We start from the raw sequence: 19,685 nt of genomic DNA, 5'->3' as shown, positions 1-19,685 counted from the left end.
GGTCCCTCCGGACGATAGATGGAGTACCTGGAGCGCCGGGTCGCGCTGGTCGAAGACCGGCTGGAGGCCGTCATCGACGAGGTCGAGCCCGACGAGCTGTCCGACGAGGTCGGTCACGTCGTCCTCGCCGGCGGTAAGCGGGTCCGCCCGGCGGTGACGATCCTCGCCTGCGAGGCGTTCGACGGCGACCCCGACGACGCCGTCGACTTCGCGGCCGGGATCGAGTTCGTCCACAACGCGTCGCTCGTGATCGACGACATCATCGACCGCTCGGAGGTCCGGCGCGGCACCCCCTCCGCGTGGGCGGAGTTCGGGTACGGTCCCGCGATCGTCGCCAGCGACGGCCTGCTGGGCGAGGCGTTCGGGCTGTTCTCCGGGGAGCCGCGCGCGATGCGGACCGTCGCCGAGGCGATGGTCGAGCTCGGCGAGGGCGAGGCGACCGAGCTCGCCGACCGCCCGGCGACGGAGGCGGAGTACATGGAGCTCGCGCGCCGGAAGACCGGCGCGCTGTTCCGGGCCGCCGCCGAGCTCGGCGCGGTCGCCGGCGGCGCCGACTCCCACGCGATCGACTCGTTCGGCGAGTACGCCGAGCGCGTCGGCGTCGCGTTCCAGATGCGCGACGACGTGCTCGACGCGACCGCCGACGCCGACGACCTCGGCAAGCCGACGGGCCAGGACGCAGAGATGGACCGGCCCTCCGTCCTGCAGGTCACCTCGCTGTCCCCCGAGGAGATCGACGAGCGGGCGCGCGAGCAGTCGGAGCTCGCCCTCGCCGCGCTCGACGACGCCGATCCGCCGGAGACGGAGGCGATCGAGTACCTCCGCGACCTCGCGGAGTTCGTCGTCGTGCGCGAGCGGTAGCGCCCGCGACGAGTCGCGGCCGTCGCACGCGTTTTTCACGACCCGCTCCGCGGACCGAGTACGCTCGTTCGCTGCGAGAAAAGCGAGAGTTCGTCGGAGAATCGCGCCCCGTTAGCGGGACGAGAGGCGTCAAGCGTTACTAGCTGTCCGTTTCGTCCTCGTCGTCTCCGTCGGCATCGTCGTCCTCATCTTCCTCGTCGTCCTCACTTTCCTCGTCTTCATCCTCGTCCGCTTCCTCCTCGTCGTCAACCTCGGCCTCGTCGTCTCCCTCGCTCTCGTCTTCGTCCGATTCATCCTCATCTGACTCGTCTTCATCTGACTCGTCCTCGTCCGATTCATCTTCGTCCGACTCGTCGTCCTCCTCGTCGTCGACCTCGTACTCGTACTGCTCCTCGACGAGGGTGAGCGAGCCGTCGGAGACGACGTACTCCAGTTCGCCCTCCGCGTGGTCGGACTCGTACTCGACTTCGAGCTCCTCGAGGGACTCGTCGTCCTCGCTGAGGGCCGAGCGGTCGACGGTCGCGGTTCCGTTCGCGTCGGTCGCGACGGTGACCTCCTCGTCGCCTTCGACGGTGATCGAGGCGTTCTCGACCGATTCGCCGCCGTCGACCACGGTCACCGCGACGGTTTCGTTGTCCAGGGTCGCGTCCATCTCGAGGTCGGAGACGGACGCAGACGCGTCGCCCGCGTCCGTCTGTGCGACGCCCGTTACCGCGGCACCGCTTCCGGCGACGAGCAGGACCGCCAGCACCGTCAGCAGGGATTTTGAGACTGACATTGCGACCGGACGAACGACCGGGACCCACATAAGTCGGGGAAGCCGTGGCGCTGAATTTCGGCGGTTTAACGCGAATTAAACGGGGAGGTCGGCGGAGAACCGTTTCGTCGAACTATCGGACGACGGCGCCGACCGCCTCAGTCGTCGGCGCCGTCGGCCGCCGTTCGGGCGTTCTCCTCGATCGGGTCGCTCTCCCAGTAGGGGTGGTCCTCGTCGGCGCGGAAACACGTCGCCGAGCGGCGTTCGCCGACGGAGTACGCCGCCGGCGACGACTCGCGGCAGGCCGCCCGCGCCTCCGGACACCGCGTGTGGAACCGGCAGCCCGCGGGTGGGTTCCGCGGCGACGGCACGTCGCCGCGGAGCGTCTCGAACTCCTCCTCGCGGTCCTCGGTCGTCACCCGCGGGACGCTCGACAGCAACGCCCGCGTGTACGGGTGCGCCGGGTCCGCGAAGATCTCGTCGACCGGTCCCGTCTCGACGATCTCGCCGAGGTACATCACCGCGACTCGGTCGCAGATGTGACGGACGACGCTGAGGTTGTGCGCGATGAAGAGGTAGGTGAGCCCGAACTCCTCCTGCAGGTCGTCGAGCAGGTTCAGTATCTGCGCCTGCACCGAGACGTCCAGCGCCGACACGGGCTCGTCGAGCACGATGAACTCCGGGTCGACGGCGAGCGCCCGCGCGATGCCGATGCGCTGGCGCTGGCCGCCCGAGAACTCGTGCGGGTAGCGGTCGATCTGGTCGGCGGAGAGCCCGACGCGTTCGAGCAGGTCCTTTGCGGTGTCGCGCCGCTCGGCCCGGTCGGCGATGCCGTGAATCCGGAGCCCCTCGGTGACGATGTCCCCGGCGGTCATGCGCGGGTCGAGGCTGGAGAACGGGTCCTGGAAGACGATCTGCGCGCGCTTCCGGAACTCGGTCAGCTCCGCGTCGGTCATCTCCAGTAAGTCCGCCCCGTCGAACGAGACCCGACCGTCGGTGGCCTCGCGCAGGCGGAGCACGGTCTCGCCCGTGGTCGACTTGCCGCAGCCGGACTCGCCGACGAGCCCGAGCGTCTCGCCCTCGGCGACCTCGAAGGAGACGCCGTCGACGGCCTTCACGCTCTCCTCCTCCGCGCCGAGCAGCCGGTCGAGCAGCGACTGCTCGTCCGCGTAGTACTTCCGGAGCCCCTCGACGGAGAGGAGGGGGTCGGCGGCGGCGGAGGCCGTGCCGTCGGCGTCCCCGCGGTCGGCGTCGCTCATTCCGCGTCACCTCCGAAGTGGTCATCGGGAAGCGCCTCGCTCGGGTCGTACGGGCGGTCCGCGAGGACGCACTTCGCCCCGTGTTCGGCGTCGGCGTCCACGACGCGCTCCGCGGGCTTTTCCAGACACGACTCCATCGCCTTCGGACAGCGGTCGGCGAAGTAGCACCGGTCGTCCATCTCGGCGTCGACCAGCCCGGGGACGTTCCCCTCGATCGGCTGGAGCCGCGGTCGCGGGTCCTCCAGGTCGGGGATCGAGCCCAGGAGCCCCTCGGTGTACGGGTGGACCGAGTCGTCGAACACCGCGTCGAGCGTCCCGCGCTCCACGACCTCGCCCGCGTACATCACGCAGACCCGGTCGCACATCTCCGCGATGACGCCGAGGTCGTGAGTGATGAGGACGATGCTCATCCCGCGCTCCGCCTGGATCTCCGTGAGGAGGTTGAGGATCTGCGCCTGGATCGTGACGTCGAGCGCGGTCGTCGGCTCGTCGGCGATGAGCACGTCGGGCTCGCCGGCCAGCGCCTGCGCGATCATCGCGCGCTGGAGCATCCCGCCGGAGAACTCGCCGGGGTACTCGTCGACGCGCTCGGCGGGGTCGGGGATCCCGACCTGTTCGAGCAGCTCGATCGCCCGGTCGACGCTCTCCTCGCTGGTGTAGCCGCGGCCGGGGACGATCCCGTCGAGGAGGTACTGTCCGAGCCCGTACCCCTGCGTCCGCGACCGCGTCGACCGCGGGTTCGCCTTCGCGCGCCGCTGGACCTCGACCGCCTCGGCGATCTGCTCGCCGACCGTGATCGAGGGGTTGAAGCTGCTCATCGGGTCCTGGAAGATGGTGCTGAACGACGGGCCGCGGAGCGACCGCCGGACGCGAGGCGGCACGGTCCGGAGGTCGACGTGGTCGCCGTCGACGCCGACCGCGTCGTTCGCGCGGAACTCGTCGGCGAGGTCGGGGTTCCGGTACCACACCTCCCCCTCGGTGATCCGGCCGGGCGACTCGACGAGGTCGATGAGCGACAGCGCGGTCACGGACTTCCCGGAGCCGGACTCGCCGACGATGCCGAGGATCTCGTTGTCGCGGAGGTCGAACGAGACCGACTCGACCGCGTTGATCTGCCCCTCCTCGGTGAAAAAGCGGGTCGAGAGGTTCTCGACCGAGAGCAGGTCGTCGCTCCGCAGCGCGGATCCGGCCCGCACGCCCTGGCTCATGCGGCACCCCCTTCACCCTCGATGCCCGGGTCCAGCGAGTCGCGGAGCCAGTCCCCGAGGAGGTTGATCCCGATCACGGAGAACATGATCGCGAGGCCGGGGAGCGACGCGATCCACCACTGCCCCGACGAGACGTAGTCGCGCCCCTGCGCGATGTCGAAGCCCCACGAGAGCGTCGTCCCCGAGAAGCCGAGGAAGGAGAGGGAGCTCTCCAAGAGGATGATCGCCGCCACCTGCACCGTCGCGAGGACGATGATCGGCGTGATCGCGTTCGGGAGGACGTGGTTCCAGATGATCGAGGTGTCGTCGGCGCCGAGCGCTCGGGACGCCTTGACGTACTCCTGACTCCGTAGCGAGAGCGCCTCCCCGCGGGCGACGCGGGCGAACCACACCCAGTTGACGAGGCCGACGACGATCACCACGGTTATCGGTAACACGAAGCTCTCCGGCATCTCGGGCGCGAGCCCGGCGACGACGAAGGGGTCGGGGACGTTGATCGCCGCGCGTCCCCAGAGCCCGATGAGCGCGACGGCGAGCACGAGCGACGGGAACGCGAGGCTCACGTCCGCGATGCGCATCAGGAGGTCGTCGACGTTCCCGCGGTGGTAGCCGGCGAACAGCCCGACCGGGACGCCGACGAACGCCGCGAGGAGCGTCCCGAGCACGCCGACGACCAGCGACGTCCGGGCGCCGTAGACGATCCGCGAGAGCATGTCGCGGCCGAGGCTGTCGGTGCCGAGCGGGTGCGCCGCGTCGGGGGTGACCTCGACGGTCTCGGTCACGGTCTGGAGCTCCCCGTCGACCATCTGCGAGGTCGTCCGCTCGGTGGTCTCGCTGAAGCCGAGCGGGGGGAGCTCGCTCTGGTCGAGCTGCTGTTCGGTGGGGTCGTGCGGCGCGATGAACGGCGCGAACGCGGCGGTAAAGAGGATGCCGACCACGAGCAGCAAGCCGATCTTCGCGAGCGCGCTGTTCCTGAACTCCGATTTGAGATTGCGGATGACACGTGCGGAAACCATCAGTCGTTCACCACTTGGGGGTCGAGATACGCGTAGACGGCGTCGACGAGGACGTTCACGAGCACGAAGCTCGTGCCGATGACGATGAGACTCCCCTGTAACACCGGCCAGTCGCGGCGGTTGATGCTGTCGATGACGAGGGTGCCGAGCCCCGGCCACGAGAACACCGCCTCGGTGATCACCGCGCCGCCGATCAGCGTGCCGAGCTGGAGGCCGAGCACCGTGATCACCGGGATGAGCGTGTTCCGGAGCGCGTGCTTGTACCGGACCAGCGTCTGCGGGAGCCCCTTCGCCTGCGCGGCCTGGACGTACCCCTTACTGAGCTCGTCTAACATTCCGGAGCGGGTGAGCCGCGTGATGAGCGCCATGAAGTACGTCCCCAAGGCGATGGCGGGGAGGGTGATGTACGCGAGCCACGCGAGCAGCGTGCCGACGAACGGCTCCGAGCCGATCACCGACAGCGCCACGTCGCCGACGTCGACGCCGCGGCCGCTGGTGTTGAACACGTCGAACTCCACTGCGAAGATCAGGATGAGCATGATCCCCAGCCAGAAGTTCGGCGTGCTGATCCCGCCGAGCGAGAACAGCGTCGCGCCGTAGTCGACCGGCTGGTTGCGCCGGGTCGCGCTGAGCACGCCGAGCGGGATCGACAGGGCGATCGCGACGACGCTCGCGGCGAGCGCGAGCTCGACCGTCGCCGGCAGCCGCGAGAACACGAGCCCGACGACCTCCTGGCCGCGGATGTACGAGAACCCCATGTCACCGCGGAGGAGGTCGAAGATGTACTGCCCGTACTGGATGTACAGCGGCTGGTCTAAGCCGAGCTCTGCGGCGATCGCCTGTCGCGTCTCTTGGCTCGCGTCGAGCGGGGCGACCGCGTTGATCGCGCTCCCGGGCGTGACGAACCGGAGCGCGAACACGACGGTGACGACCCCCCAGACGACGCCGAGTCCCTGGAGGCTTCTTTTGAGTACGAATCTGCCGAATGACATTGATAGCGATGTGCGCGGTCGGCGCGCGTTACTGTTGAGTGGCCGTGTCGGGGTCGATGAACTCGTCGGCCCGCGGCTCCCACGAGATGTCGCCGGAGACGCCGTAGACGCTGAACTGCTGGTGGAGGAACACCCACGGGGCCAGGTCGTGAGCGAGCTGGTTCGCCTCCTGGAGGATCTCGACGCGCTCGTCGGGGTCTTCGGTGTTCTCCGCGTCGACCATGAGCTGGTCGAGCTCCTCGTTCTCCAAGATGGTGAGCGCCCCGTCGGTCGTCATGAGCGGGGTGATGGTCTGGCTTCCGTCGAACTCGCCGTTCCCCCAGCCGAGGAGGTTGAAGTGCGGCTTGTCCTCGATATTCCCCGTCGTGATGTCCTGGACGAGCGAGGAGAACTCCCGCTGTTCGAGCTCGCAGGAGACGTTCGACAGCGAGTCGATCTGGCTCGCCGCGGCCTGCGCGATCTCGACGTCGCCGAGGTAGCGACCGATCGGGGTCTGGAGCGTGATCTCGACGCCCGCGTGGCCGGACTCCTCGACCAGCCGCTCCGCCTCGTCGGGGTCGTACGGGTACGGCTCGATGTCGGGGTTGTGACCGACGTGGCCCTCCAAGGTGGGCTGTCCGGTGATGTTGCCGAAGCCGTTGAGGACGTTCTCGATGATGCTCTCGACGTCGACGGCGTGGTTCATCGCCTGCCGGAACTGCTGGCTGGAGAACGGCTCGACGTCGTACCGCATCTGCAGGAAGATGATCCGGGCGCTCGGCACGGAGTTGATCCCGGCGACGTCGGAGCTCTCGACGCGCGAGACCTCCTGCGGCGGCACGTTCGTCACGATGTCCGTCTCCTCGGCGAGCAGGCGATTCACGCGCGTGCTCGACTCGCTGGAGGCCTCCATCGTGAGCTCGTCGACCGGGACGTCGCCGTCCCAGTAGTCCTCGTTCGGCTCGTAGACGACCTGGTTCCCGGAGTCGTACTCGGTGACCATGAACGGCCCGGTGCCGTTCGTGTTCCGGTTGATGTAGTTGCCGTCGTTCTCCTCGACCCACGACTGCTGCATGATCGGCCCGTTCGTCGCGAACAGCTGGAAGGCGATCGGATTGAACCCCTCGAACGAGACCGTCACCTCGCCGTCACCGGCGACGACCTCGGTGACCGACCCGAGGTCGTTCGACTGCGGGCTGGCGATGCCGACGTCCTCGTCGACGATCCGGCGGATGCTGAATCTGACGTCCTCGGACGTCACCGGGTCGCCGTTGTGGAAGGAGGTCTCGCGGAGGACGAACCGGACGTCGCCCTCCTCGGTGCGCTCCCAATCGGTGGCGAGCCCGGCGATGATGCCGCCCTCCTTGTCGCGGTCGAGCAGGCCCTCGTACACCTGTCCGACGATGATCTCCGTGTTCGTCTCGGCGTGGTCCTGCGGGTCGAGCCCGGAGTCCATCTGGCCCATGGTGACCCCGATCTCGAAGGCGTCGTCGCCGCCGTCCGACCCGTCCGAACCGTCGGACCCGTCCATGCCGTCGTCGCCGTCGGACCCGTCCGAACCGTCACCGCCGTCGCCGCCGTTACCGGAACAGCCGGCGAGGCCGACCGCGGCCGCGGTGCCGGCGTACGTGAGCATCGTCCGCCTGTTGATCTGATCGTCGTTGTCAGAACTCATAGCATACCTCATACGAGGGAACGTTATGAACTTAACGACGCGAACGGCCCCGTCGGCCGTCGCTCCCGCCGGTTTCTGTCACGGTAACTGGACAAGTATCCACAGCGACTGGACAGGTATTTACGATTCCGACGGAACCACGGGTACATGCGACGGACCGATCCAGGCGAGCGGTGGGGAGACGTGGTCGCCGACACCGACGCGACGGCGACGGAGTACCGCGAGCGGGGCTGGACGGCGGTCGCCGCCCATCCCGGCGACGTGAATCCGATCGCCGACGCGGGGCGGATCGACGTGCTGCTCCCCGGCTCGGAGTTCGAGGAGGCGAGCGCGGTCGTCGGCGACGCCGACGTCGACACGGTCCGGGTGTACGCCGCGGCGGCCGAGGGGGTCGAATACCGCCTCGTCGTCGCGGAGGACGGGAACGCCGAGATCGCCGTCTGCGTGCCGACGTACCTCGGCGTCGACGAACTGGACTCGCTCCGGGCGGGCGCCGACGCGGCCGGCGCGCTCACGGTCCGACTCCGTCCCCTCGACGACCGGGACGTCGTCGAGATCGACGTGACCGACCCGACGGTCTTCTTCGACGGGACGACCGACGCCTGAGACGGGCCGTCCGGCGCGGCGACGGACCCCTGCTCGACCGCCGTGCCGCGCCCGTTGATCGACCGCCGCGCCCGTGACACGCATTATCATGTGTATCTGGCTCGGAGAACACTTCGACGTATTCATACTTGTGCGATCACGATCATTCGCATGAACCGAGCAGAGAAGGCGGCCCTCCAGCTGCAGGCGGTCGCCGTGTTGCGGATGTTGAAGGAGACGCGAACGTACGAGGAGCTCTCCGAGGTGACCGGCCTCCCCGCCGGCGACCTGAACCGGTACGTGAACGGCCACGTGCTGCCCGGCGCCGACCGGGCGAGCGAGGTCGTCGAAGCGGTCGGCCGCGACGCGCTCGCCGACGAGCTGATCGCCCGCGTCGAGTTCGACGAGGAGGGGTACGTCGACAACTCCGGCGTCGTCTTCGACCAGTCGTTCCTCGACCTGGTCGCGCCCGTCGCCGCGGAGACGTTCGCGTTCGAGTCGCCCGACGTCGTCCTCACCGCCGCCACCGACGGGATCACGCTCGGCGCGGCGATGGCCTCCTTCTTCGACGCCCGCCTCGCGTACGCCAAGAAGTCGAAGGAGACCGCCGTCGAGGAGTTCATCGAGTCGCGCCAGCGGCTCGCCTCCGGGATCGAGCTCACCTACTACCTCCCCGCGAGCGCGGTCGACGACGGCGACACCGTGCTCGTCGTCGACGACCTGATCCGGTCGGGCGAGACGCAGGAGCTCCTCCTCGACATCGCCCTCCAGGCCGACGCCGACGTCACCGGCGTCTTCGCCCTCATCGCCGTCGGCGACGAGGGGATGGAGCGCGCGCGGGAGATCACGGACGCGCCGGTCGGCGCGCTGACGACGTTCGAGTAACGTCCCGGTCGGCGCGCTGACGACGTTCGAGGAGGCGCGCTCGCGTGGACCGCGGGTGCGCCGCCGCGAAAGTAGGCACGTTCTCGCATTTCTTTTAAATTATTGACGGCTAAAACGAGATAACAATACACGTTTCTGTATACGCTCCGCGTTCGTTCAGCAAGGCTTATCATCCGATACGGAAGTAGACACATCCGTTCAATGGGGCTTTCAGACACGCTGGCTGCGCGGTTCGACGTGGAGGCGCACGACTCCGACGTCCGTACGGAGCTGGTCGCGGGGCTCACGACCTTCCTCGCGATGTCGTACATCATCGTCGTGAACCCGTTCATCCTCGCGGAGGCGATCCAGATCCCCGGCTACGAGTTCTTCGAGGTGGTCCAGATGATCGCCATCGCGACGATCCTCTCGTCCGCGCTCGCGACGCTGGTGATGGCGCTGTACGCCAACCGCCCGTTCGGGCTCGCGCCCGGCCTGGGGCTCAATGCCTTCTTCGCGTTCACCGTCGTGCTCGGGCTCGGGATCCCGTGGCAGACGGCCCTCGCCGCGGTGTTCGTCGAGGGGATCCTCTTCATGCTGCTCACCGCGGTCGGCGCGCGCGAGTACGTCATCCGGCTGTTCCCCGAGCCGGTGAAGCGCTCGGTCGGCGCCGGTATCGGTCTCTTCCTCCTGTTCATCGGCTTCCAGGAGCTCCAGATCGTCGTCCCCGACGACGCGACGCTCGTCACGCTCGGCGGGATCTTCGGGAACCCGTGGGCGATCTTGGGGATCCTCGGGCTCGTGTTCACCTTCGGCCTCTGGGCGCGCGGCGTCACGGGCTCGATCGTGATCGGGATCCTGACGACCTCCGTCGTCGGCTGGGGGCTCACCTTCGCCGGATTCTTCGACCGCGGCACGATCACGCCGGAGACGCTCCCGAGCGCACAGTACGACATCTCGCCGCTCGCGGGGGCGTTCGTCGACGGGCTCACCGGGATCGACCCGCTCACGTTCGCCCTCGTCGTGTTCACGTTCTTCTTCGTCGACTTCTTCGACACCGCCGGGACGCTCATCGGCGTCTCGCAGTTCGGCGACTTCCTCGACGAGGACGGCGATCTCCCGGACATGGACAAGCCGCTGATGGCCGACGCGGTGGGGACGACCGCCGGCGCGGTGCTCGGCACCTCCACGGTGACCACGTACATCGAGTCGTCGACCGGCGTCGAGGAGGGCGGTCGCACCGGCCTGACGGCGCTGGTCGTCGCGCTGCTGTTCGTCGCCTCGCTCGCGGTGATCCCCGTCGTCGCCGCCATCCCGGAGTACGCCTCCTTCATCGCGCTGATCGTCGTCGGCGTGATGATGTTACAGGGGCTCGTCGAGGTCGACTGGTCTGACCCGGCGTGGGCCGTCTCCGCGGGGCTCACGGTCACCGTGATGCCGTTCGCCTACTCGATCGCCGACGGGCTGGCGGCCGGCATCGTCGCCTACCCGCTGATCAAGGTCGCGGTCGGCGAGTACGACGAGGTCGCGCTCGGCCAGTACGTCATCGCGGCGCTGCTCGCCGTCTACTACGTGCTGCAGACGCGCGGCGTCATCCTGTAGGCCGAGACCGCCGGCCGTGCGCGCGGCGCGCACCGTCCACCGCACTTCTTTACGCGTCTACGCCCTACCGAGGGTGATGGCAAATCTGACGCTCTACGAACTGGAGGGCTGCCCGTACTGCGCGAAGGTGAAGACCAAGCTCGCCGAGCTCGACTTAGAGTACGAGTCGGTGACGGTGCCGCGCTCGCACTCCGAGCGCACGGAAGTCGAGGAGGTCAGCGGGCAGACGGGCGTTCCCGTCCTCGTCGACGAGGCGAACGGGATCGAGGGGATGTCCGAGAGCGACGACATCGTCGAGTACCTCGACGAGACGTACGGGAGCGCGAGCTGAGCCGGCGGAGCGGTTTCCAATGACGACCGGCGGCGATCGGGTCCCGCCGACGTCCCGCGGTCGCGATCGCGAGGCTATTTACCCGACGGTCGCCACGTGCGGAGCGTGCGACTCGTCCACCGCAGCGCGCAGGCCGAGAGCGACGCGGCGACCGTCGCCGGCGCGGAACTCGCCGACGGCGACCGCGATCCGACCGTCCTCGCCGACGACGTCGACGTCGCCCGGTCGACGCTCGAACAGGGCCGCGGGCTGATGTTCAGACGCTCGATCCCCGAGGGCTACGCGCTCGTCTTCCCGTTCGAGGAGGCCGACGCGCAGTGGCTCCACATGCTGTTCGTCCCGTTCGCGATCGACGCGCTGTGGCTCGTCGACGGCGAGGTGCGGAAGCGGAAGCGGCTCGCCCCGTTCGTCGGGCTGGCTCGGGGGCGGGCCGACACGGTCGTCGAGCTCCCCGCGGGCGCCGCCGCCGACGTCGCCGTCGGCGACGAGGTCCGGCTCGTCGACTGATCCGAGCCGCGACGGGTCGACCACTACTCCTCGTCTTTCGAACCCTACCCGCCGTCCGCCGTGCGGAGCTCCATCTCGATCCGCGTGCCGCCGGCCTTGCTCTCGCCGATGTCGAAGCCGCCGCCGCCGGCGCTGACGATCCAGTTGACGTACCAGAGCCCCAGCCCGCTGGCGTGCTCCAGCGGCGTCTCCTCGCCGGTGAGCACCGCGCGCTCCGCCGGCGGGATCCCCGGACCGTCGTCGGCGACGACCAGGGAGGTCCACGACTCGCTGGGGAGCTCGGCGGCCGTGACGCTCACCGAGGGACGGGCCGCGTCGCTGTGCCGGATCGCGTTGTCGACGAGCTCCGCGATCGCCTCGGCGAGGTAGCCGACCGCCGACACCGCGATCCCCTCCGGGACGTCGACCTCGACGTCGGCGCGCTCGCGGAGCTCCGGCGGGACCATCGTCAGCGCCTCTGCGACCGCGCCCGCGAGGTCCGTCGGCCGGGGGGTCGGCCGGTCGGCGAGCAGCCGCTCGACCCGCCGCGAGGTCTCGCCGACGCGCAGCAGCCGCTCGGCGGTGTCGACGACGCGCTCCAGCTCGGCGACGAGCTCGGGGTCGTCGACCTCGTCTATCGCCCGCTCCGTGAACCCCGTGACGACGTTGAGGTCGTTCCGGAAGTTGTGGCGGAGCACCCGGGTCAACACGGCGAGCCGCTCCTCCCGGAGGGACGCCTCGGTGACGTCCTCGCCGACCCCGACCGCGCCGACGACATCGTCGCCGTCGGTGACCGGGCCGAGCGAGAGCCGGTACGGAACGCGCTCGCCCGACCGGGTGACGAGCGTCGCCTCGCACTCCGCGCTCCGCCCCTCGCCGTAGACGGACTGGAGCGCGTCGGCGACGGCGTCGCGGCTCTCCTCGTCGAACAGCGACGTCAGCGCGGTCCCGGAGAGCTCCTCGCCCTCGTAGCCGGCGTCCGCGGCGAGGCGGTCGTTCCACCGCGAGAGGGTGCCGCGCGCGGTGCACTGGAACAGCGCGGCCGGGACCGTCGCGGCGATCGCGTCGGTCGTCCGGAGCTGCGACCGAAGCCGCTCCTCGGCGGTGACCCGGTCGGTGACGTCGGTCAGGCCGACGATCAGCCACTCGCGGCCGGCGACCGTCGCGGCGCGGACGGCGAGTTCGAGGCGCCGGGTCGGGGCGGCGGAGACGGTCCACTCGAGGCGAGTGACGCCCTCGGCGTCGCGCGCGGCGTCGACGGCCGCGCCGACCGGGTCGCCGGCGACCGTCGTCTCCGCCTCGCCGAGGGCGTCGAGCCCCGTCAGCGTCAGCGCGCCGCGGTCGCGGTCGAGCAGGTCCGCCGCCGGCGCGTTGGCCGCGCGGATCGCGCGGCTCTCCGGGTCGCACGCGAGCGTCGGCGTCGGGACCGCGTCGACGAACGAGCGGAGGACGGCCGGGACCGCGTCGCCGTCCGGTGCGCTCGGCGACCGCTCCCCGACCGGGCGGTCGCCGTCTCCGGGCGGAGGGGCGCCGTCCGCGTCTCGGCCCGTCTCGCGATCGCGTCCCATACGTAAGCGGGCTGACGGGTCCTTCGTTTATGTGTTTATGGATCGGGCCGCCGAGACGGAACCGGCCGGCTCAGTCCGCCTTCGCCTGCCAGTCCCGGACGGTGTCTGCGCCGACGCCGTCGACGTCGGCGGCGAGGTCGTCCGGGTCCGCGGACTTGAGGTCGTCGACGCCGTCGACGCCGACGTCCTGCAGCTTCTCGGCCGTCTTCTCGCCGATCCCCTCGACGGTCTGGAGCTCCGACCCCTCCTGCCGGGCGGTGAACTCGCGGTAGTTGCAGATCGGACAGCCGAGCTCCCACGGCTCGTCGCCGGAGTGGACCCGGAGGTGCGGGAGGTCGTGCTCCTCGCAGCGCTCCTCGGTGACCTCGATCTCGCCGCGGCGGGGGAGCGGCAGCGAGTAGTCGCAGTCGGGGTAGCGCGTGCAGCCGACGAGCCGAGAGCCGGAGCGGAGGCGCTTGATGGCCAGCTCGCCGCCGTGCTCCTCGCCGCACTCGGGACACGCCCCAATCACCTCGTCTTCCTGGTCGTCCGCCTCGTCGGCCTTGCACTGCGGGCAGCCGTGGACGAACGTCTTCCGGCCCGCGAGCATCTTCACGTGTCGGAGCTCGTGCTCCTCGCAGGTCTCGTCCAAGATGAGCGGCTTGCCCGTGGAGGGGAGCGGGAGGGTGTGCTCGCAGTCGGGGTAGCCGTCGCAGCCGACGAAGTACGAGCCCTGTCGGGACTTCCGGACGAGCAGGTCCGCGCCGCACTCGGGACAGGGGCCGAGCGTCTTGTCCGCCTTCAGCGACTTCTGCAGGTGGTCGCCGACGGCGTCGCGCGACTCGGTGAGGTCGTCGAACACGCGGTCGAGCAGCTCGCGGGACGCCTCCGTCACCTCGTCGTACCCCTTCTCGCCGGCCGCGATCGCCTGCATGTCGCGCTCCAGCTGCGCGGTCATCTCCTCGCTGACGATGTGCTCGGCGAACTCCTCGGCCGCCTCGACGACCGCCTCCGCGAGCCGGGTCGGCCGCGGCGGGTCGCTTTCGATGTAGTTGCGGTCGTACAGCTTCTCTAAGGTGCGGTGGCGGGTCGCCTTCGTGCCGACGCCGCGCTTCTCCATCTCCTCGATGAGCCGGGACTGGCCGTACCGGCGGGGCGGTTGGGTCTCCTTGGCGTCCGTGCGGCGGTCGTCGAGCGCGAGCGTCTCGCCGACCTCGACGTCGGGGACGATCCGCTCGTCGCTGGAGCGGTACGGGTAGACGTCGTGGTAGCCCGCCTCCAGGAGCCGCTTGCCGTTCGCCTTCAGCCGGAGCCCGCCGTCGGCGGCGAGGTCGGCGGGACCGTCGGCGTCTTCGGGATTTCGAAGGGCGGCGAGCCCGTCCGCGCCCTCGGCGATCGCGGTCGCTTCGCCGTTCGCGAGCGCGACGACGCGGAGCCGCTCCCACGTCGCCGGCTCGGCGCAGGTCGCCAAAAAGCGCCGGACGATCAGCTCGTACACCTCCCACTCATCCTCCGAGAGGTCCGACGCCGAGGGGAGCTCGCCGGTCGGGTGGATCGGCGGGTGGTCGGTCGTCTCCTCGTCGCCCTCGGTGGGCTCGATCTCCTCCCGGTCGAGGAGGCTCTTCGCGTCCGTCCCGAACGTCGAGGCGGCCGAGAGCTCCTCGATCAGCTCGCGGGGCTCTAAGTCCTCGGGGTACACCGTGTTGTCCGTCCGGGGGTAGGTGACGTAGCCGGCGGTGTACAGGTCCTCCGCGAGCGACATGGCGCGCTGGGCGGAGTAGCCGAGCGACCCGGCGGCGCGGATGAACGCCGTGGTGTTGAACGGGGTCGGCGGCTCGTCGGTGCGCGTCCGGCGGCGCACGTCGTCGACGACGGCCTCGTCCGCCGCCGCCAACGCCTCCGTGAGCACCTCGGCGACGTCGCCGTCCCAGACGCGCTGGGCCTCGTTGCCCTCGTCGTTCAGGTAGAAGTAGCGCGCCTCGAAGGGGTCGCCGCCGGACTTCGTCAGGTTCCCGTACAGCTCCCAGTACGACTCGGGGTCGAACGCCTGGATCTCGCGCTCGCGGTCGACGATGAGCTTGAGGGTCGGCCCCTGCACCCGGCCGACCGAGATGAAGTCGTCGCCGAGCTGGCGGGCGGATAAGGAGAGGAAGCGGGTGAGCGCCGCGCCCCACGTCAGGTCGATCACCTGGCGGGCCTCGCCGGCGGCCGCCAGGTCGAAGTCGAGCTCGTCGGGATTCGCGAACGCCTCGGTCACCTCGTTGTCCGTGATCGAGGAGAACCGGACCCGGTCGATCGGCGCGTCCTCGTTCACCTCGCGCACCAGCTCGTACGCCTCCTTGCCGATCAGTTCGCCCTCGCGGTCGTAGTCGGTCGCGATGACGATCCGAGAGGCGTTCCGGGCCAGCGTGCGCAGGGCCGCGACGATCCCCTCCTGGGTCGGTTCCTTCGTGACCGGCGCGTCGATGAGCTCGACCGGCTCGACGTCGCGCCAGTCGTTGTACTCGGCCGGGAAGTCGACGCCGACGACGTGGCCCGAGAGGCCGATACAGCGCTTGCCGCCCCACTTGTACACGTTGACGTCGTTCCGCCGCTCCGTCGTCGCGGACTCGCCGCTCAGGATCTCGGCGATGCGGCGCGCCGCGTTGTCCTTCTCCGTGATTATCAGCTCGGGGCCGCGACTCATTGCCCCGGGATAGGCGGGTCCTCCGTCTAAAGGTTTCGTGACACAGCTTAATTAAGATCGCCCGCACGCGCGTGAGAACGTCGGCGTCCGTCTGCGCGCTGCCCCTCGGCCTCGTCGTCCCGCTACTCCTCGCTTTCCTCGTCCTCCTCGGTCGGCACGCCCGCGAGGTTCCCCTCCTCGTCGAACAGCTTGGCGCGGAGGAACCGCGTCCGGTAGCGGTTCGCGCCCTCCTTCGTGTCGGCTTCGCGGATCTCGTCGATCCGCCCGTCCGCGACCGCGTCGACGATGTCCTCGACCTGCTCCTTCTCGCTCGGCGTCAGCTCGAACTCGTACGTCCGCGGCTGCTCGCTCTCCAGCCGCGTCCACTTGCGGGCGGCCGAGACGACGACCGAGCAGGGCTCGCGGCAGGGGAAGACGCCGTCGCCGCCGTCGACGTCGAGGTCGGTCTCGTCGTCGTACTCCCACTCGCGGCGCTTCAGACACTGCGAGTCGTCGCAGCACGCCTCCGCCACCCAGTCGACGTGCTCGTGGCCCTCGCCGCGGTCCCACGTCTTCACGACGCCGTAGATGCCGGACTGGCGCTCCATCGTCTCGCGCCAGTGGTTCACGTCCAGTTCGCCCTCGCGCTCGCGGTGCCAGTTGGCGACCGTCGCGGGGTATACCGTCTCGACCGCCTCGTAGGCGTCGCGCGGGCCGAGCTCCGGGAAGACCCATCCGCCCGCGAGCGACGGCGCGGTCTTGAGGGGGCGGTAGCGCCCCTTCTCGTCGTACGTGACGAGTTCGCGTGCGTCGAGCGGGTCCTCGTACGCGTCGAGCTCGTCGACCGGAACGCCGGCGTCGTCGGCGTGACGCACGTCGTACCGGCGCTCCCCGCGGTCGGTTATCGTGGCCGTGATCTTCAGTTCGCCCCACGCGCGTTCGATCCCCTCCGCGAGCGCGGCGTAGCGGGTCGCCACCGTCGCGCCGTCGGCGTCCTCCAGCCAGCGGAGGAACGCCCGGCGGGGACCGAACTCGCCGACGACGCGCTCGAAGGCGTACCAGTCCGTGACCGCGGGGGCGCGGTCGGCGAGCGCCTCGTGGAGCTCGCCCTCCGTCAGCCCGGTTCGGCGGTCGCCGTCGGCGAGGACGTACCGGTCCTCGTCGACGTCGCCCCGGATGTCGGGGGCGACGCTGAACCCCTCGAACCGGAGCGGGTCGCCGGGCGTCTTGTCGGAGAGCGCGTCGAGGACCGCGTCGAAGGCGTCGCTCGGGAGGTCGACGTCGGGGACCTCGGGATCGCTTCCGGAGTCTGCCGACTCCGCGGCGGATTCGGTCATCGTCAGTCCCCCGTGGCGACGCGAGTGGTCTCGCGCACGTCGTCGAGCGCGCCTCCGAGGTCGGCGCCCGCGTCGGCCGCGCGCTCCATGACGACGTCGGCCATCAGGGGCTCGGTGCCCACGGCGCCGGCGTACCAGATCCGCGTGCCGTCGACCTCAGTGGGCACGTCGTACCCCTCCGTGTGGTCCTCGCAGAGCCCGACGTCCTCCGGGATGTCCTCCTGGGTGTGGTAGCCGTCGGCGATGAAAAGCGGGACGAGGACGACGTCGTCGCTCTCGAAGAAGTCGGGGAGGTCGTCGACCTCGGGGTCCTCGTCCATGTACAGCGCCCGCACCTCGTCGAAGCGGTCGCGCTCGGCGATCCGGTCGGCGTGGTACTCGATCGCCTTCGCGCTGTTCTCGTTGCGCTCGGTGCCGTGGCCGACGACGGCGAGGCCGAACCCCTCGCCCACGTCGGGGTCGCCGGTGACCGACTCCGCGCGCCGGACGATCACGTCGGTCATCGCGCGGTGGGTGCCCACGGGCCCGCAGTAGTGGACCTCGCGGTCGATGTCCTCGGCGACGAGCGTGGCCTGGTCGGCCGAGAGGCCGTCGGAGTCCCACTCGGCGACGTCCCAGCCGTCGAGCCGGAGCTCACGCGGGATCACCTGCTCGGTGAAGTACCCCTCCGAGACGAACAGCGGGACGACGTAGATCTCCGACCCCTCGACGGTGCGGAGCACCTCCCGGAAGTGCGGCTCCTCCTTCCAGAAGCCGGTCTTCACCTCGTCGAACGCGCCGGTCGCGCGGATCGTGTCCGCGTGGTCGTACGTCGGCGCGCTCGACTCCGGATTGAGGTGCGAGCCGTGTGCGACGATGACGAGCGACTGCATACCCACGCTGGGGGCGCGCCGCTCTTAGGGACTTCGGCACGTGCGGCGTGGCGGGAACGCGGGCGGACGCGTGGCAGCGCGGCGACGCGGCGGGAACGCGGCGGCGCGGCGATCCCGCGCTCCGGCGGGATGCCGGTCACCGATCCGGACCGAAATCGCCATGCCGGCCCGCGCCGCACTCCCGACCATGTCGCTGGCAGCCGACACCCGCGAAGCGGCCCGGGCCCGCCCGTTCGTCCTCGACGCGCTGCGCGCCGGCGTGTTGAACCACAGCGCCGCCGCCGCGTGGCTCGCCGACGAGGCCGACCTCGGCGGCGGCGACGCCGACACGGACGCGATCGCGACAGCGCTCCGCCGGTTCCGCGGGGATCTCCCCGCGTACGCGACCGCCGAGCGCGCGGCGAGCGTGTCGATGCGGAGCGGGGTCGGGGTGGTCGAGGGGGAGCGAGACGCCGCCGACGACGGCGATCCCCTCCTCGGCGTCGGCGGCGCGGCGGTCGTTCCCGAGGGGCGCGACACCGCCGTCCTCGCGACCGGCGACGTCGACGCCGGGGCGCTCGCGACCGTTCTCCGCCGCCTCGACGCCGCCGACGTCGACGTCGAGGCCGCGGGGGTCGCCGGGGACGCCCTCGTCGTCGTCGTGGGGCGGCGCGACGGCGCGACGGCGGTCCGGGTCGCCGAGGACGCGCTGGCGGCGGTGCCGACCGACGGCGCCGTCGGCGCGGACGGATGAGACCCCGCACGCTTTTCTAACGCGGTCTGATAGGTAGGGGCGATGAACGCCGTCACGCTCGGTCCCGCCGGCACGTACTCACACCGTGCGGCGCGGGCCGTCGCCGCCGAGGTGTCGTTCCGCGAGTCGGTCACCGCCATCGTCGACGCCGTCGCCTCCGGCGAGTTCGAGCGGGGAGTCGTGCCCATCGAGAACAGCATCGAGGGCTCCGTCACGGAGAGCCTCGACGCGCTGGCGGAGTACGACGTCGCGGTCACCCGCGAGGTGGTCACCCCGATCCGGCACGCCCTCCTCGCGCAGGGGTCCGAGTTCGAGGTCGTCGCCAGCCACTCGCAGGCGCTCGCGCAGTGCCGGAACTGGCTCGAGGAGCACTACCCGGACGCCGGCCTCGAGGCGGTCGCCTCCACCGCCCGCGGAGTCGAGCGCGCCCGCGAGGACGCCCGCATCGCCGGGATCGGCCACCCGGACAACGCCGGCGACGACCTCACCATCCTCGCGGAGGACATCCAGGACCGCACCTCCAACGCGACCCGGTTCCTCGTCGTCGCGCCCGCGTCCGCGCGCTCGGACGCCGGCGGGAAGACCACCCTCATCGTCTATCCGAACGCGAACTACCCCGGGCTCCTGCTGGAGCTGTTGGAGGCGTTCGCCGACCGCAACCTCAACCTCTCGCGGATCGAGTCGCGCCCGAGCGGGGAGCGCCTCGGCGACTACCTGTTCCACTTCGACGTCGACGCCGGGCTCTACGAGGACCACATGGCGAAGGCGGTCGAGGACGTCGAGGCGATCGCCGACAACGGGTGGGTGCGCGTGCTGGGCTCGTACGACACCGAACACGTGCTGGAGTAGCGCTTTCCGTCCGGTTTCGGACCGTTCCGAACCCGTTTCTCTCGTCCCGACGACCGACCGAAACCGG

18 protein-coding genes are annotated in these 19,685 nt (G+C 70.2%); 8 read left to right on the top strand and 10 right to left on the bottom strand.

Going from position 1 to position 19,685, the window contains the following annotated elements:
- The first annotated feature begins 18 nt into the window (after window positions 1–18).
- The gene (locus B4V04_RS05985; RefSeq protein ID WP_498230034.1) at window positions 19–861 is read left to right on the top strand and encodes a polyprenyl synthetase family protein; all 843 of its coding nucleotides are present in this window, start codon (window positions 19–21) and stop codon (window positions 859–861) included.
- Between the two features lie 139 nt (window positions 862–1,000).
- On the opposite strand, the gene B4V04_RS05980 is transcribed toward B4V04_RS05985, so the two are convergent.
- The 6 genes from B4V04_RS05980 to B4V04_RS05955 all read right to left on the bottom strand — a co-directional run bounded on the left by B4V04_RS05980 (window position 1,001) and on the right by B4V04_RS05955 (window position 7,747).
- Window positions 1,001–1,639, bottom strand: coding sequence for a hypothetical protein (locus B4V04_RS05980; RefSeq protein ID WP_498230033.1), 639 nt, complete (start codon window positions 1,637–1,639; stop codon window positions 1,001–1,003).
- A gap of 137 nt (window positions 1,640–1,776) precedes the next feature.
- Window positions 1,777–2,877 carry an ABC transporter ATP-binding protein gene (locus B4V04_RS05975; protein WP_498230031.1) on the bottom strand — a complete coding sequence of 367 codons (1,101 nt, stop codon included), beginning with the start codon at window positions 2,875–2,877 and terminating at the stop codon, window positions 1,777–1,779.
- On the bottom strand, window positions 2,874–4,085 hold the full coding sequence (locus B4V04_RS05970) for an ABC transporter ATP-binding protein (RefSeq protein WP_498230029.1): 1,212 nt from the start codon (window positions 4,083–4,085) through the stop codon (window positions 2,874–2,876). The genes B4V04_RS05975 and B4V04_RS05970 overlap by 4 nt, the downstream gene beginning before the upstream one ends.
- The gene (locus B4V04_RS05965) at window positions 4,082–5,101 is read right to left on the bottom strand and encodes an ABC transporter permease (protein WP_144799822.1); all 1,020 of its coding nucleotides are present in this window, start codon (window positions 5,099–5,101) and stop codon (window positions 4,082–4,084) included. The genes B4V04_RS05970 and B4V04_RS05965 overlap by 4 nt, the downstream gene beginning before the upstream one ends.
- Window positions 5,101–6,093 (bottom strand): ABC transporter permease, encoded by a 993-nt coding sequence (locus B4V04_RS05960; protein WP_144799823.1) that lies wholly within the window; start codon window positions 6,091–6,093, stop codon window positions 5,101–5,103. The genes B4V04_RS05965 and B4V04_RS05960 overlap by 1 nt, the downstream gene beginning before the upstream one ends.
- A 28-nt stretch (window positions 6,094–6,121) precedes the next feature.
- A complete protein-coding gene (locus B4V04_RS05955; protein WP_144799824.1) occupies window positions 6,122–7,747 on the bottom strand; it encodes an ABC transporter substrate-binding protein in 1,626 nt (541 codons plus the stop codon).
- 147 nt (window positions 7,748–7,894) lie between these two features.
- On the opposite strand from B4V04_RS05955, the gene B4V04_RS05950 reads away from it, so the two are divergent.
- From B4V04_RS05950 to B4V04_RS05930, 5 genes are all read left to right on the top strand, one after another.
- On the top strand, window positions 7,895–8,353 hold the full coding sequence (locus B4V04_RS05950) for a DUF7529 family protein (protein ID WP_498230026.1): 459 nt from the start codon (window positions 7,895–7,897) through the stop codon (window positions 8,351–8,353).
- Between the two features lie 150 nt (window positions 8,354–8,503).
- On the top strand, window positions 8,504–9,217 hold the full coding sequence (locus B4V04_RS05945; RefSeq protein WP_498230024.1) for a phosphoribosyltransferase family protein: 714 nt from the start codon (window positions 8,504–8,506) through the stop codon (window positions 9,215–9,217).
- 201 nt (window positions 9,218–9,418) lie between these two features.
- Window positions 9,419–10,798 carry an NCS2 family permease gene (locus tag B4V04_RS05940; RefSeq protein WP_498230022.1) on the top strand — a complete coding sequence of 460 codons (1,380 nt, stop codon included), beginning with the start codon at window positions 9,419–9,421 and terminating at the stop codon, window positions 10,796–10,798.
- Window positions 10,799–10,874: 76 nt separating this feature from the next.
- Window positions 10,875–11,129: a glutathione S-transferase N-terminal domain-containing protein gene (locus B4V04_RS05935; RefSeq protein ID WP_498230020.1), complete on the top strand. Its 255-nt coding sequence runs from the start codon at window positions 10,875–10,877 to the stop codon at window positions 11,127–11,129.
- A 96-nt stretch (window positions 11,130–11,225) separates the two neighbouring features.
- Entirely contained in the window at window positions 11,226–11,636 is a 411-nt protein-coding gene (locus B4V04_RS05930; RefSeq protein WP_498230018.1) for a DUF192 domain-containing protein, read from the top strand.
- A 44-nt stretch (window positions 11,637–11,680) separates the two neighbouring features.
- On the opposite strand, the gene B4V04_RS05925 is transcribed toward B4V04_RS05930, so the two are convergent.
- The 4 genes from B4V04_RS05925 to B4V04_RS05910 all read right to left on the bottom strand — a co-directional run bounded on the left by B4V04_RS05925 (window position 11,681) and on the right by B4V04_RS05910 (window position 18,036).
- Window positions 11,681–13,183: a PAS domain S-box protein gene (locus B4V04_RS05925; protein ID WP_498230016.1), complete on the bottom strand. Its 1,503-nt coding sequence runs from the start codon at window positions 13,181–13,183 to the stop codon at window positions 11,681–11,683.
- Between the two features lie 70 nt (window positions 13,184–13,253).
- The gene (locus B4V04_RS05920) at window positions 13,254–15,848 is read right to left on the bottom strand and encodes a DNA topoisomerase I (RefSeq protein ID WP_498230014.1); all 2,595 of its coding nucleotides are present in this window, start codon (window positions 15,846–15,848) and stop codon (window positions 13,254–13,256) included.
- Window positions 15,849–15,970: 122 nt separating this feature from the next.
- Window positions 15,971–17,164 carry a DR2241 family protein gene (locus B4V04_RS05915; protein WP_498230012.1) on the bottom strand — a complete coding sequence of 398 codons (1,194 nt, stop codon included), beginning with the start codon at window positions 17,162–17,164 and terminating at the stop codon, window positions 15,971–15,973.
- 2 nt (window positions 17,165–17,166) lie between these two features.
- On the bottom strand, window positions 17,167–18,036 hold the full coding sequence (locus B4V04_RS05910) for a CbiX/SirB N-terminal domain-containing protein (RefSeq protein WP_498230010.1): 870 nt from the start codon (window positions 18,034–18,036) through the stop codon (window positions 17,167–17,169).
- Window positions 18,037–18,223: 187 nt separating this feature from the next.
- Between B4V04_RS05910 and B4V04_RS05905 the strand changes: the two genes are divergently transcribed.
- Both B4V04_RS05905 and pheA read left to right on the top strand, forming a co-directional pair.
- Window positions 18,224–18,769, top strand: a complete 546-nt coding sequence (locus tag B4V04_RS05905) for a DUF7523 family protein (protein WP_498230009.1) — start codon at window positions 18,224–18,226, stop codon at window positions 18,767–18,769.
- 42 nt (window positions 18,770–18,811) lie between these two features.
- A complete protein-coding gene (pheA, locus tag B4V04_RS05900; protein WP_144799835.1) occupies window positions 18,812–19,618 on the top strand; it encodes a prephenate dehydratase in 807 nt (268 codons plus the stop codon).
- The last annotated feature ends 67 nt before the right edge of the window (window positions 19,619–19,685 follow it).

The organism is Halorubrum sp. B52, from assembly GCF_059752555.1.
This window is presented reverse-complemented; position numbering and strand designations above follow the sequence as displayed.